Raw genomic sequence first — 13,186 nt, 5'->3', positions numbered from 1 at the left:
AAGGAAACATCTAGTTTGAGGTAATCATCGTGATTTCAGTGGGTATTGTGGGTGGTACAGGTTATACAGGCGTTGAACTTTTACGTCTATTACTGCGACATCCGAATGTAGAGGTTAAAGCACTGACATCACGTACTGAAGCAGGCCGCCGTGTCGATGACATGTTCCCGAGTCTGCGTGGACATACGGATCTTCAGTTTTCTGACCTCAGCCTTGATCTTTTAAAAGCATGTGATGTGGTATTTTTCGCGACACCACATGGGGTTGCCATGAAACATGCTGAAGAACTTGTCGCAGCCAATACCAAGGTAATTGACCTTGCAGCTGATTTCCGTTTGCAAAATCTGGCACAGTTCGAAAAATGGTATGGCATGGAACATGCTTGCCCAGAAGTGTTAAAAGATTCTGTTTATGGTCTGTCTGAACTTAACCGTGACCAGATCAAACAGGCGAGTGTGATTGGTAATCCGGGCTGTTATCCAACGACGGTTCAGCTTGGTCTGGCACCAGTATTAAAATCAAGTGAGGCCTTGGTAAAACCAGAAAGTATTATTATCGATGCAAAATCAGGTGTATCAGGTGCAGGTCGTAAAGCCAGCCTGGGCATGATCTATTCTGAAAATGCTGATAACTTTAAGGCTTATGGCGTTGCGGGCCACCGTCACCATCCTGAAATCGTAGAAGCATTAGAAAACATTTCAGGTCAAAAAGGCGTGTTTGACCATATCCTGTTTGTGCCGCATCTGGTGCCCATGATTCGTGGAATGTTATCAACGATTTATATCGACTTGACTGAAGCAGGCCAGGCAGCTGACTTGCAGTCACTGTACGAGCAGTTCTATGCCAATGAACAGTTTGTTGATGTGATGCCAGCAGGCAGTTCGCCAGAAACCCGTTCGGTACGCGGTGCCAACCAGTTGCGTATCGCACTGTATAAGCCACAACCAGCCAAACTGGTGATTCTGGTGGCTCAGGACAATCTGGTCAAAGGTGCAGCTGGTCAGGCAGTACAGAACATGAACCTGATGTTCGGCTTTGCAGAAAATGCAGGCTTGAATAATATTGGTTTATTACCATAAAAAACGTATTAGAACTTCACACACATTTAGATTTGGATTTAAATGTGTGTCTTGAACAAAGTATACAGAGATCAAAATGCCGAATAATGAGTCAAACATGACGATCCAGGAACCATCTACAAAGAAACCATTGATGAAAGGCAATACACCTTTGGTAATCGGTGCTGCTGTGTTGATTCTGGGTAGTGGCTTGCTGGGCTATACGGTCGGGCATCGGCAAGGTTTGACTGCGGTGGGCTTTGAGGCGGATGCAGAACAATTGGTTGAAGTAGTACAAAAACAGAAAACCAGTCTGGAAACACTGAATAAATCTCTGAATACAGCGGTACAGGAACGTGATCTGGCCGTTAGCAATGCTAATGATCTTTATCTGGCTGCAAATAAGGCGCGTGATGCTCAAGAGCAGGCTGAAAGTGTTGGTACGATCTATCGTGAGATTTTGCGTCAACGCGGTGGTCTGGCGCTGACAGTTCAACATCTGGGGATTAAAGCCTTGCCTGATAATGCCTTCGAATACCAGATTGATCTGATTCAGGTCAGCCCGGGCAAAAATCGCGCCTCTGGTACAGTGGAGCTACGTTTGATTAAGGGTACTGAAATTCTGGTCGTGCCGCTTGAAGATAAAAACTTTAATTTTGACAATTACGAACGTTTGACTGGTCGCTGGACCATGCCTAAAGGTTTTAAACCAGAATTTATTGAAGTGCGTCTCTCAGGGGCTAAGCCTGTGATTCGCCGTTTTAGCTGGGATCAGGGGAAAGCTGTTGAAAGCCAGTCAACAGTCCTGTCAGAGATTCCAAAAACTGAAGCAAATGCAAATTAAGTGTGAAATAGAAATCGTATGCCAAGCAATAAACGTCCAAAATGTTTAAGTGAGATCAAAAATTCTTTTTACGAGTCCGGCATGGTTGATTGGCATATTAGCCCGCGTTTAACAGACGAGCCTTTTCACGATGATGACGCTGATCTTGCAGTCCAGACTGCACCTCCTGAACTGAAGCGCCCACCGATGTATGCAGTGGTGTTATTGAATGACGACTATACTCCAATGGAGTTTGTAATTGAAATTTTACAACAATACTTTGCAATGAATCTTGACCAAGCTACACAAGTGATGCTAACTGTACATTATGAAGGAAAAGGTGTAGCTGGGGTCTATCCTCGAGACATTGCGGAAACCAAAGCGAACCAAGTCAATAATTACGCTCGATCTCAAGGTCATCCTTTACTTTGCCAGATTGAGCCGAAAGATTAAGGGGGTTGCATGCTCAGTCGTCAATTAGAAGTATCACTACGTTTGGCTGTCAGCATGGCTCGTCAAAAGAGACATGAGTTCCTGACCGTAGAACATTTATTATTAGCTTTACTCGACAATGATTCTGCCGTGAATGCCTTAAAAGCATGTGGTGCAGATATTATCGTTTTGCGTAAAGAATTAGAAGAGTACGTAGAACAACATACCCCTAAACTCGGTGAAAATAGTGATCAGGCACCTCATCCTACAGAAAGTTTTGACCGGATTTTGCAACGTGCAATTTTCCATGTTCAATCCAGTGGCGGTGATCGTACTGTAGAAGGCGCCGATATTCTGGTTGCGATGTATTCTGAGCGTGATTCTTTTGCAGTTTATCTGCTTAAACGTCATCAGATTAACCGTCTGACTTTAACCCAGTATCTTTCTCATGGTACGCGTAAAGACGAAGTACAGTCTGAAGAAGAAATCGAAGAACTGGACGGTGAATCAGCTTCTTCCAATAATTCTGGCCCACTAGAGTTATATACGACAAACCTGAATCAGGAAGCTCAACGCGGCAAGACAGATCCATTGATTGGCCGTGAAAAAGAAATTGAGCGTGCAGCGCAAATTCTTTGCCGCCGTCGTAAAAATAATCCCTTACTTGTTGGTGATCCAGGTGTGGGTAAAACGTCGATTGCTGAAGGTCTGGCCTGGTTAATCGTTAACGGTAAGGCACCAAAACCGCTAGAAAATGCTGAAATCTATAGCCTAGACATCGGTGCACTGGTGGCAGGAACTAAATACCGGGGTGATTTCGAAAAGCGTTTAAAACAACTGTTAAATGCTTTGAAGAAAAAACCGGATGCAGTGCTGTTCATTGATGAAATTCATATGATCATCGGTGCAGGTTCAAGCATGGGCAGTACCATGGATGCATCGAATCTAATCAAGCCTGCATTGGCAAATGGTTCATTGCGTTGCATCGGTTCAACCACATTCCAGGAATACCGTCAGGTCTTTGAAAAAGATCATGCCTTGTCACGTCGGTTCCAAAAAATAGATGTGAATGAGCCTTCGATTACAGAAACGATTGATATCTTGCGTGGCCTGAAATCTAAATTTGAAGATTTTCACCATGTACATTATGATGATCAGGCACTGGTTTCTGCGGTTGAGCTGTCAGCGAAATTTATTAATGACCGTTTTTTGCCAGATAAAGCAATTGACGTGATTGATGAAGCCGGTGCACAACGCCGTTTGAAAGCTGAGCAAGATGACAGCCTGATTACGGTTGAAAACATCGAAGACATTGTGTCCAAGATTGCCCGTATTCCACCGAAAACGGTTTCTACAGATGACAAGTCTGTGCTGGAAAACCTTGAGCGTGATCTGAAACGTGTGGTCTTCGGCCAGGATGAAGCAATTGAAGCTTTAGCTTCTGCGATCAAACTGTCTCGTGCAGGTTTGAAATCGCCTGATAAGCCAGTCGGTAGTTTTGTCTTCGCTGGTCCTACCGGTGTGGGTAAAACTGAAGTCACCAAGCAATTGGCGAAAATTCTGGGTGTAGAGCTGGTACGTTTCGATATGTCGGAATACATGGAGCGTCACGCAGTCTCTCGTCTGATTGGTGCGCCTCCAGGTTATGTCGGTTTTGACCAAGGCGGTTTACTGACCGATGCGATTCACAAAAATCCGCATTGTGTATTACTTCTAGATGAGATTGAAAAAGCGCATCCAGATGTATTCAACCTGTTATTACAAATCATGGATCATGGTTCATTAACGGATAATAATGGTCGTAAGTCCGATTTCCGTAATGTGGTACTGGTTCTAACGACTAATATTGGTGCGGAAAGTATTTCCCGTGTCAGCATTGGTTTCATGGAGCAGGACAATAGTAATGACAATCAGGAAGCGATGAAGAAAGCCTTCTCGCCAGAATTCCGTAACCGTCTGGACGGCGTGATTCAGTTTAAGGCATTGCCGAATACCATTATTGAAAATGTCGTGGATAAATTCCTGACTGAACTTCAGGCACAACTGGATGAGAAGAAAGTAGTGCTGGAGGTGGATCAAAGCGCACGTGAGTGGATGGCTGAAAATGGCTATGATCGCTTGATGGGTGCTCGACCGATGCAACGTCTGATTCAGGAACATCTGAAAAAACCACTGGCTGAAATGATTCTGTTTGGTGAACTGGCCGAAAATGGTGGTAACGTTTCAGTTTCTGTGAAGAAAGAAAATGGTAAATCTGTCGGTCTGAAACTTGAAGTCTTCGAAGATCAGACTGCTGAACCAGCTTAATCATTGAATAGATCATCATCAGACCCGTGTTCGCACGGGTTTTGTTGTTTTATTTGCCCTTAATTTATGTACTCTTGGTTTAAAGAGTTTCTGATTTAGCGAAATATATGGATATCCAGATTAGCAAGCTTTTAACTACGTTTTTTCTATTTTTATTAACAGCATTGATGGAAATTTTGGGCTGTTATTTTCCTTACCTGATTTTAAATCAGGCGAAGAGCCAGTGGTTATGGGTTCCGACGGCATTAGCTTTAGCTGCTTTTGTCTGGCTTTTGACTTTGCATCCAGCCGCTTCTGGGCGTATTTATGCCGCCTATGGGGGAATTTATATTTTCTCAGCATTGATGTGGCTGAGATTCGTTGATCAGATCAGCCTTTCACGTTGGGATCTGCTTGGGGGAATCGTGGTCATTCTAGGTGCATTAATTATTATTTTACAGCCACAAGGTTTGATCCGTTGACCGTCTGTTTATATTTACCAAAATAGAATTTATCAAAAGGCAGCTAAAGCTGCCTTTATTGATTTTAGACAAGATTATTTTACATTACAGTCTTTCTGGGAGAGATCTACATTATAAGTATGCGTTTGGGAACTGAGACTAAGTTCGATTTTATAAGGATTGGCGATCTGATAGCGATGTTCAAAAAAGATCTGGCAGTTATTTAAAAGATTATTACGAATCACCTTAAGGACTTCTTTACGGCCTAGGTCCTTCTCAAACTGACTAAAGTCGGGTGTCGTGATCATGCCTTTAAGTGTGGTTTTATTGGCAGTAAGTTGTAACTGCTCTATGATCGTATTCTGATCGATCTGTAGCGGCAAAGTCTTGGAATCTTCCGCACTCAGCACGGCAAGCAGTTCGTTCAATTCAGCTTTTTTCTCAATTTTAAACTTGCTGTCCAGAATGCCTTTTCCTTGGAGATATTGGTCGAATTCAGAAGCATACACCGGTAAAGCAGCACTACTAAAACCTGCCAGGAGTGCCAAAGCCCAATATTTTTTTTGCATTGTATCGCATCACACTTTTTATGTCGTTTCAATTCTGATTATAAGAGCTGAAACAAAAAAAGCACCAGAGATTGGTGCTTAATTTGTGAAGATTTTTGAAGAAATCAGTCTTTTTTCAGGTTTTCATTCAACAGAAATTCAACCAGTGCTTTTTGTGCATGAAGGCGGTTTTCTGCTTCATCCCAAACCACAGCATTTTTGTGGTCCAGCATATTTTCAGAAATTTCTTCACCACGATGCGCAGGTAAGCAATGCATGAACAAGCAGTCTGGGTGTGCAAGATCCATTAGGCGTTCATTCACCTGATAGTCCGCAAAAGCTTTTTCACGGATTTTCTGTTCTTCTTCCTGGCCCATACTTGCCCAAACGTCAGTGACGATCAGGTCAGCATTGACTGCTGCATCTTCAGCAGTATCGACCAGTTCTACACAGTGTGCGAATTCAGATAGGAACTGTTCTTGAGGCTCATAGCCTTTCGGTGCTGCAACTTTTAGCTTGAAGCCCCACATGTGCGCTGCTTCGATATAAGAGTTACACATATTATTGCCATCGCCGATCCAGGCAACAGTTTTACCTTCGATCGAACCGCGATGTTCCAGATAAGTCTGCATGTCAGCAAGTAACTGGCAAGGGTGATGATCATCAGTCAAAGCGTTGATCACTGGAACTTTTGAATAAGAAGCAAAACGTTCTACGATATCGTGACCGAAAGTGCGGATCATCACAATATCCAGCATGCTGGAAATCACACGTGCAGAATCTTCAATTGGCTCACCGCGACCCAGTTGGGTATCGCGTGAAGACAGGAAAATTGCGCTACCACCAAATTGGCTCATGCCAGCTTCAAACGAAACACGCGTACGGGTACTCGATTTTTCAAAAATCATGCCCATCACTTTACCAACAAATGGTTGGAACACTTCATTGTTATGCTGTTTGCGCTTAAGCTCAATTGCGCGTTGCAAAATCTGGTTAAGTTCTAAAGTTGATAAATCGCGTAAGGTGAGAAAGTGACGGAGAGCCATTCGTTACTCCACAATAATTGCCGAAAAACTCGATCAACAATCAGTTGTTGGTTAGTTTAAGAAAAAATACGGAATCGGCTAATATACTATAAGCAATGAAAAATGCAAAAAAACTAGACTTTTTGATGACCGTCTAAAAATCGATCCACACAATAACTGATGTATTTGTCGATTTCCTGATCATCTTCCTTTACCGGAATTCCCATCAGAATCCGCCATTCCAGATTACGCAAGATGCCAAAATATAACTGGGCCGAATATTGCGGATTCTCGCAATGCAATAAACCTTGCGCATCTGCTTGTTCTAAAGCCGTGGCAATCGCACTTTGTACATGTACTGGGCCTCGTTCATGAATATGCTGCGCGAGTTCCGGATTACGCTGACTCTGTTCCAGCACCAGACGCATAAAGGCTGAATTTTCCGGTTGCATGATCTGATGGTAAAAATTAAGCAGCGTATGTACCAGATAACTACGAAAATCCAGAGCCATCAGCTCGATCGGAATACTGATATCTTCAAAAAACTTGATACGACGATAATCGCAAATGGCCTTAAACAAGCCTTCTTTGTTGCCAAAGTACTTGTAAATAGAAGCCTTGGAACCGCCTGCATGCTGGACAATATCATCTAGAGAAACTGCATCATAACCATGTTCCAGAAACAGTTCGGTCGCAGAGACCAGCAGCGCAACGCAGCGCTCATGACCACGTTTGGTTTGTGGCAGATCTTTGGCGAGTGGTTCCAGATGAACAAGGTTTTGCATAGAGGATGGTATATCAACAGGTTATATAAACTTGGTAGTTCATCATAACAAATATATCCGCAGATTTCACAATCGGACCGGATGAAGACGGAATTTATTCAATGAGTCAAGTAAAACTTAAAAGTTTGACTAAAGTTTTAGAGTTTTTATTCTATTGGCTTGTAGCATCATGGTTCCAAATCGGTATACTCAAATCTCAATAATTATAGCCAAGACTGTGGAAGGGAAGATGACAGAACAAATGTCTGCAGGTTTAAAGTTTAGACAAGCGCTTGAAGTCGAAAAGCCATTACAAATTATGGGCACAGTGAATGCCTATGCTGCCATGATGGCCAAACAGGTCGGTTATAAAGCCATTTATCTCTCTGGTGCCGGTGTTGCAAACTATTCTTATGGTCTACCCGATCTAGGCATGACCAGCCTGGATAATGTTCTGGAAGATGTGCGTCGCATTACTGAACGTGTAGATACACCATTACTGGTTGATATTGATACAGGCTGGGGCGGTGCATTTAATATCGCGCGCAGCATCAAGCAGATGATTGCTGCTGGCGCTGCAGCTGTGCATATCGAAGACCAGGTTGCGCAAAAGCGTTGTGGTCATCGTCCGAATAAGGAAATTGTGACCCAACAGGAAATGGTTGACCGGATCAAGGCGGCAGTCGATGCTAAAACCGATTCAAACTTTGTGGTGATGGCACGTACCGATGCATTACAGAAAGAAGGTCTGCAGGCAGTGATTGACCGTGCTTGTGCCTGTGTCGAAGCAGGTGCAGATGCCATTTTTGCTGAGGCAATGACGGATATTACGATGTATCGCACCGTATGTGATGCAGTTGGTGTCCCAGTATTGGCCAATATTACCGAATTTGGTGATACCCCATATTACACCACTGAAGAACTGGCTGAGCAGGGTATTCGCATGGTACTTTACCCGCTATCAGCCACCCGTGCGATGCAAAAAGCGGCACTGGAAGTGATGCGCTCAGTGCGTGAAAATGGTACACAGGTGCATGTTCTGGATAAAATGCAACCGCGTAAAGAATTATACGAATTTTTAGATTATCACAGCTTCGAAAACACATTAGATAAACTGTTCAAGCAGGAGAATTAAAACAATGGCTGAAGGAAAAGTACTCACTGGCGCAGGATTGCGCGGACAAGTCGCAGGCAAAACTGCACTTTCAACAGTAGGCAAAAGTGGTGCAGGCCTGACCTATCGCGGCTATGACGTACAGGATCTGGCAGAAAACTGTCAGTTTGAAGAAGTCGCTTACCTGATTTTCTTTGGTGAATTACCAACTTCAGAACAGTTGGCAGCCTATAAAGCAAAACTGAAATCTTTGCGTGTACTGCCACAAGCATTGAAAGAAGTACTTGAGCGCATTCCAGCGGACTCACATCCAATGGATGTGATGCGTACTGGCGTATCGATGCTGGGCAACCTTGAAACTGAACAGTCTTTTGATCAGCAACAGGATGTTGCAGACCGTATTCTGGCGACGTTGCCAGCAATTATCTGCTATTGGTATCGCTATAGCCATGACGGCGTACGCATTGATGAAAATACCGATGATGATTCAATCGGTGCTCAGTTCCTTCATTTGCTACATGGCAAGAAGCCAAATCAGCTGCATGAACAGGTGATGAATGTATCCCTGATTCTGTATGCAGAGCATGAATTTAATGCTTCAACCTTCACAGCGCGTGTTTGTGCATCAACTTTGTCTGACCTGCATTCATGTATTACCGGCGCAATTGGTTCACTACGGGGTCCATTACACGGCGGTGCCAACGAAGCGGCAATGGACATGATTGAAAACTGGAAATCTCCAGAAGAAGCCGAGCGCGAAATGCTGGGCATGCTGGAGCGTAAAGAAAAAATCATGGGCTTTGGTCATGCGATTTATAAGGACAATGATCCGCGTAATGGCATTATCAAGCAGTGGTCAGAGAAACTGGCAAAAGACGTGGGCGATACTGTACTGTATCCAGTTTCAGTGCGTTGTGAAGAAGTGATGTGGCGCGAGAAAAAACTGTTCTGTAACGCAGACTTTTTCCATGCTTCTGCTTATCACTTCATGGGTATTCCAACCAAACTGTTTACGCCAATCTTTGTGATGTCACGTGTCACAGGTTGGGCAGCGCATGTGATGGAACAACGTGCAGATAACCGGATTATCCGTCCAAGCGCGGATTATACTGGTCCAGAATTGCGTAAAGTGGTTCCAATTGCTGAGCGCACTTCTGCTGCGTAAGCCAGAAATATTCTAAATAAAAAATAAGGTCTCTATGAGGCCTTATTTTTTGCTGATCGTTTATTGAAATTGGTTTAGCGACTTAATAATGCCGGATCTTCAATGTGATAACCGGTTTCAAATGGGATGCCTAAGTATTTTACTGTCACCAGTATTTTATTCTGTTTCGGTACTTTGTAAGCTTGGCTTAATCTTAAATCTGCTTTATAGCTGACTGCTTGCTGAACAGGACTTTTATACTGGCCAGATTGCACTCGATATTGATAAGTCCATTTTGGAACTTTCTGTTTAGGGTCATGCCATGCAGGGGCAGTACCTTTGCTGGTCTTTAATAGCTTGAGCTGGATATTTTGCTTTTGCAGAGGTACTAACGGAATCAGACGCTTTTTAATTTTGGCAATTTCCTGTTCAAACTTACGGCTGTCCTGATCATAGTCAATCTGCTTGGTTTTCGGATTGATATACAGGGAATTTACCTGAATTAGCTGATTCGGGGTTTTGGATTTAAAATGATAATAATACAGTTGAGGTAGGCGTCCGCGACCATCGAGATAATGCCGCAACAGATAAAGTTTCTGGTCTTTGACTTCATAACCCAAAACTTCAATATTCTGTGGGCCACCGACAGTGGCGAAAGCGGATACAGGAATGCCAAGGGCGAGCAAAAGGGCTGCAATTCTTATTTTCATCACTGATCAGGCCTCATTAAAAAAACGTGCTTTTATAGAAATAATTTAACTATAAATACAGTAGAAATAATGAAGTTTGATCAGCATTCATATAAACAGTTTTGGCTTTAGGTGTTGAGTAGATTAATCATGTCATGTGCAATGACGGCTGCCAGTTTATTGAGACGTTCCTGTGGTGTGCCTTTAATATAATACTGGAACTGGTGAGTCTGAAGACCATCATAAACAGCAGCGAAGAAAGTACCTTCCGGTTTATCAGGTGTCGCGCTACCGCCTGGTTTAAGCAAGCCTGTACAAGCAATAATCCAGTCCGCCTCCTGAAACATTTTTTTGCCTGCCTCAGCCAGAGCAACCGTTACTGGCATGGATTCAGCTGAATGCGTACTAATCAGATTCGGAGAAATTCCCAAAACATTGATCTTCACTGACGGGTCATAGCATACCAGACCACCCAACAAGATTTCAGCACCTTCATTTTTGCAAATTGAGAACTGACTGGTTAAATAACCAGAACTTGCACTTTCGATAAAAGCAATCTTGATGTTTCTTTGTTCCAGCAGGCCACAACATGTTTTAATCATAATGTCTATTTTGTCTTAGTTAGAAGGTAATCTTTATTCCAATGTAGTCCCATTTTGCTTTTGTATCAACTGTGAGATTATTTCTTTATTATGATGAAAGGTAAAATATTTTTGTAATTTTAGTATTCCAAATGTAAGTTTAGCAGTTGTTGAACTGATTGTTTAATGCTTGGTCAATATTTGAAATTAATGGTTTTAACTTGCTCTGATCAGTGGTAAAAATAAAAATAAAGTGCGTAAGGAAAGTAGGTTGTAAGAATGAAAACCACAGTGAAGTATTCCGTATTAAAAAGTCTAGATTATCAACTGGGTACTCCTTTATTTCAGGAAGAAATTGAGGCAGATGGTCAATATTTTGATCAGATCCCAAGCATCATTCATTACCAGAATTTAAAGTTTAAAGTCAAAAGCAAAGAATTAAAGCGTTTATATCTGGCCGAAGAGCAGGAAGAAAGCCAAACCATTATTGTAAAAGTGGTCGCAATCTAAAAATAAGCCTCTTAAAATAAGAGGCTTATTTATTGGATAAAGATTGTTAAAATAAAATTTGATTAGATTTAATAAAAAATTTAATAATAGGCTTCTTTCATAAATCATTTTTTACACAGTTCTAAATTGTATATTCTAGCGATTAAATTGAATCTCAAACCAAGTCTTTTCCCTCTGTTTCTATAACGTTCTGCAAGGATTTTGAAAGTTTTCAAACTGCCAAATACATGCTCAATGCCAATTTTTCTTTTATTGATTTCCTGATTACAAATCTTTAGTTCGGGATCTAGTTTGCAATGCTTCTTTGCTTTTAGAGGCAATAGGCTATTTGAATATACTGCATAAATCCTTTGATAACTCTTGTCTGCAAGGACAAATGCCTCGAAGGGAATTTGATTCAAGTTCCTTTTAAAGAGTTCAAAATCATGTACAGCACCACGACTAGTGCATAAACTCAGAATTTGCTGAGTTCTATAATGAATGATGCCTGTACTTTGAAAGTATGTACCTTCTTCTTGCCACTATAGCTTTTCTTCTGTTTTTTTAGGTCTTTGTATTGGAATTTCTGTGGCATCTACAATCACAACATTCCAGTCTATGCCTTCACCTTCAGGCAAATTCTTTAGTAAATTAAATAAATTAGACTGGATCAGGCAGTCCTCTACATGACGGACAATTCTTGAAGCAGTTGGCTCTGACACACCATAACTTATTGCAACATGGAACAATGTTCGATATTCACGCTAGTAACTTAAACACAGAAGGATTTGATCTTCTATACTTAATTTGGACGGTCTGCCTTTAGCAGGGATATGCATTTTAAGTTGTTCAACCATTAAATTCAAAGGTTAACCATGAGATGCCTATATATCGCTTGAACTGTGTTTCAGAACGCTTCTTTGAATCGGTATATTTCATTCGCAGATTATGCATGATTATTTAAAATTGTTTAGTACAAATAATAAGCAAAATATTGATCGTTTTTTGATTTATGAAAGAGATCTAATGTCAGAAAGTGATATGAAAGAAACTCAAGGCGGTGTAACTGGACCATATGTGTGTGCGGAATATAGTGGCAGACATGGTGGTATCTACTCACCAAATTACTGTCAGTATTGTTACATTAAGCTACAATAGTAATTTAACAAAGATAGGAGTTTAAATCTTATCCCTATCTTTTATTCTAGAGACAAATATATGACTAGCAATCCTAAAATTGGACCACACGAAGAAATAGAACTTGAGTTAATGAGAGTAAATCAAAAAAAAATTGCATTATTTGATTTTTTTCCAGAAGAATTCAGAGAACCTTGTGACAATGGTGAGATAAATTTAATTTCTAGTAAGATTAAATCTAGACTGAAAGACTTAGAGATTGATGTATATATTTTTTATATACCTAATGAAAAAGATAATGCTTATAGATTATTAGACTTAATTAATAAACAATTAAATATCAAAAAAATAAATTTTGATTTAGAACGAGAAATTGGGCATCTTTTAGGCTACGAAGAAAAAGATATTGATTTTTATATTGATAAAATTCAAAAAGCAAAATAGGTAAATTATGAAAAATTTGTATATTAACTCTAATTCCCATTAATACTTTCGTACAACCATTTATATCGTTAGATGATGAGTTCAATAAAACAGGTAAAGTCTCAACCTTCATTTACTCTTCACTTTTCATAGATAAATCATCAGATTTTTTATTCCGAAACCCGGGTTACCAATAGATCTCTTGCGAAAGT

15 protein-coding genes and 1 pseudogene are annotated in these 13,186 nt (G+C 41.2%); 9 read left to right on the top strand and 7 right to left on the bottom strand.

The genetic code is table 11. From position 1 onward, the window contains the following. Window positions 1-23: 23 nt before the first annotated feature. The 5 genes from argC (at window position 24) to B3Q46_RS06745 (ending at window position 5,081) form a co-directional block, all read left to right on the top strand. Complete coding sequence (gene argC / locus B3Q46_RS06765; RefSeq protein ID WP_180104380.1) at window positions 24-1,079, top strand: N-acetyl-gamma-glutamyl-phosphate reductase; 1,056 nt, start codon at window positions 24-26, stop codon at window positions 1,077-1,079. Window positions 1,080-1,155: 76 nt separating this feature from the next. Continuing rightward, window positions 1,156-1,902, top strand: a complete 747-nt coding sequence (locus tag B3Q46_RS06760; protein WP_175967514.1) for a DUF6776 family protein — start codon at window positions 1,156-1,158, stop codon at window positions 1,900-1,902. A gap of 18 nt (window positions 1,903-1,920) precedes the next feature. Beyond that, entirely contained in the window at window positions 1,921-2,334 is a 414-nt protein-coding gene (clpS, locus tag B3Q46_RS06755) for an ATP-dependent Clp protease adapter ClpS (protein WP_034170359.1), read from the top strand. 9 nt (window positions 2,335-2,343) lie between these two features. Next, window positions 2,344-4,620, top strand: a complete 2,277-nt coding sequence (gene clpA, locus B3Q46_RS06750) for an ATP-dependent Clp protease ATP-binding subunit ClpA (RefSeq protein WP_286714026.1) — start codon at window positions 2,344-2,346, stop codon at window positions 4,618-4,620. 107 nt (window positions 4,621-4,727) lie between these two features. After that, the gene (locus tag B3Q46_RS06745) at window positions 4,728-5,081 is read left to right on the top strand and encodes a YnfA family protein (protein WP_175967520.1); all 354 of its coding nucleotides are present in this window, start codon (window positions 4,728-4,730) and stop codon (window positions 5,079-5,081) included. Window positions 5,082-5,155: 74 nt separating this feature from the next. On the opposite strand, the gene B3Q46_RS06740 is transcribed toward B3Q46_RS06745, so the two are convergent. The 3 genes from B3Q46_RS06740 to B3Q46_RS06730 all read right to left on the bottom strand — a co-directional run bounded on the left by B3Q46_RS06740 (window position 5,156) and on the right by B3Q46_RS06730 (window position 7,418). Continuing rightward, entirely contained in the window at window positions 5,156-5,629 is a 474-nt protein-coding gene (locus B3Q46_RS06740; RefSeq protein WP_284879932.1) for a hypothetical protein, read from the bottom strand. Between the two features lie 104 nt (window positions 5,630-5,733). Continuing rightward, complete coding sequence (argF, locus tag B3Q46_RS06735) at window positions 5,734-6,654, bottom strand: ornithine carbamoyltransferase (protein WP_004786004.1); 921 nt, start codon at window positions 6,652-6,654, stop codon at window positions 5,734-5,736. 113 nt (window positions 6,655-6,767) lie between these two features. Further along, complete coding sequence (locus tag B3Q46_RS06730; RefSeq protein WP_286714025.1) at window positions 6,768-7,418, bottom strand: TetR/AcrR family transcriptional regulator; 651 nt, start codon at window positions 7,416-7,418, stop codon at window positions 6,768-6,770. Between the two features lie 229 nt (window positions 7,419-7,647). Here B3Q46_RS06730 and prpB point away from each other — a divergent pair, with 229 nt between their 5' ends. Together prpB and prpC are read left to right on the top strand one after the other, a co-directional pair. Next, window positions 7,648-8,532 carry a methylisocitrate lyase gene (prpB, locus tag B3Q46_RS06725; RefSeq protein ID WP_004785998.1) on the top strand — a complete coding sequence of 295 codons (885 nt, stop codon included), beginning with the start codon at window positions 7,648-7,650 and terminating at the stop codon, window positions 8,530-8,532. A gap of 4 nt (window positions 8,533-8,536) precedes the next feature. After that, entirely contained in the window at window positions 8,537-9,676 is a 1,140-nt protein-coding gene (gene prpC / locus B3Q46_RS06720) for a bifunctional 2-methylcitrate synthase/citrate synthase (protein WP_005235399.1), read from the top strand. A gap of 74 nt (window positions 9,677-9,750) precedes the next feature. On the opposite strand, the gene B3Q46_RS06715 is transcribed toward prpC, so the two are convergent. Then, on the bottom strand, window positions 9,751-10,365 hold the full coding sequence (locus tag B3Q46_RS06715) for an aminotransferase (protein WP_286714033.1): 615 nt from the start codon (window positions 10,363-10,365) through the stop codon (window positions 9,751-9,753). A 107-nt stretch (window positions 10,366-10,472) separates the two neighbouring features. Next, window positions 10,473-10,946, bottom strand: coding sequence for a CinA family protein (locus B3Q46_RS06710; protein ID WP_034702490.1), 474 nt, complete (start codon window positions 10,944-10,946; stop codon window positions 10,473-10,475). Window positions 10,947-11,204: 258 nt separating this feature from the next. Here B3Q46_RS06710 and B3Q46_RS06705 point away from each other — a divergent pair, with 258 nt between their 5' ends. Continuing rightward, window positions 11,205-11,435 carry a hypothetical protein gene (locus B3Q46_RS06705; protein ID WP_034702487.1) on the top strand — a complete coding sequence of 77 codons (231 nt, stop codon included), beginning with the start codon at window positions 11,205-11,207 and terminating at the stop codon, window positions 11,433-11,435. Between the two features lie 104 nt (window positions 11,436-11,539). Here the strand turns inward: B3Q46_RS06705 and B3Q46_RS06700 are convergent, their stop codons facing one another. Both B3Q46_RS06700 and B3Q46_RS06695 read right to left on the bottom strand, forming a co-directional pair. Beyond that, complete coding sequence (locus tag B3Q46_RS06700) at window positions 11,540-11,917, bottom strand: transposase (RefSeq protein WP_286714032.1); 378 nt, start codon at window positions 11,915-11,917, stop codon at window positions 11,540-11,542. A 39-nt stretch (window positions 11,918-11,956) separates the two neighbouring features. After that, window positions 11,957-12,166: pseudogene (locus B3Q46_RS06695) on the bottom strand (transposase family protein); the annotation flags it as partial. A gap of 466 nt (window positions 12,167-12,632) precedes the next feature. Here B3Q46_RS06695 and B3Q46_RS06690 point away from each other — a divergent pair. Then, window positions 12,633-12,995 carry a hypothetical protein gene (locus B3Q46_RS06690; RefSeq protein ID WP_286714024.1) on the top strand — a complete coding sequence of 121 codons (363 nt, stop codon included), beginning with the start codon at window positions 12,633-12,635 and terminating at the stop codon, window positions 12,993-12,995. The last annotated feature ends 191 nt before the right edge of the window (window positions 12,996-13,186 follow it).

The organism is Acinetobacter sp. UBA2581 (assembly GCF_002339435.1).
Taxonomy (GTDB): Bacteria; Pseudomonadota; Gammaproteobacteria; order Pseudomonadales; family Moraxellaceae; genus Acinetobacter; species Acinetobacter variabilis.
This window is presented reverse-complemented; position numbering and strand designations above follow the sequence as displayed.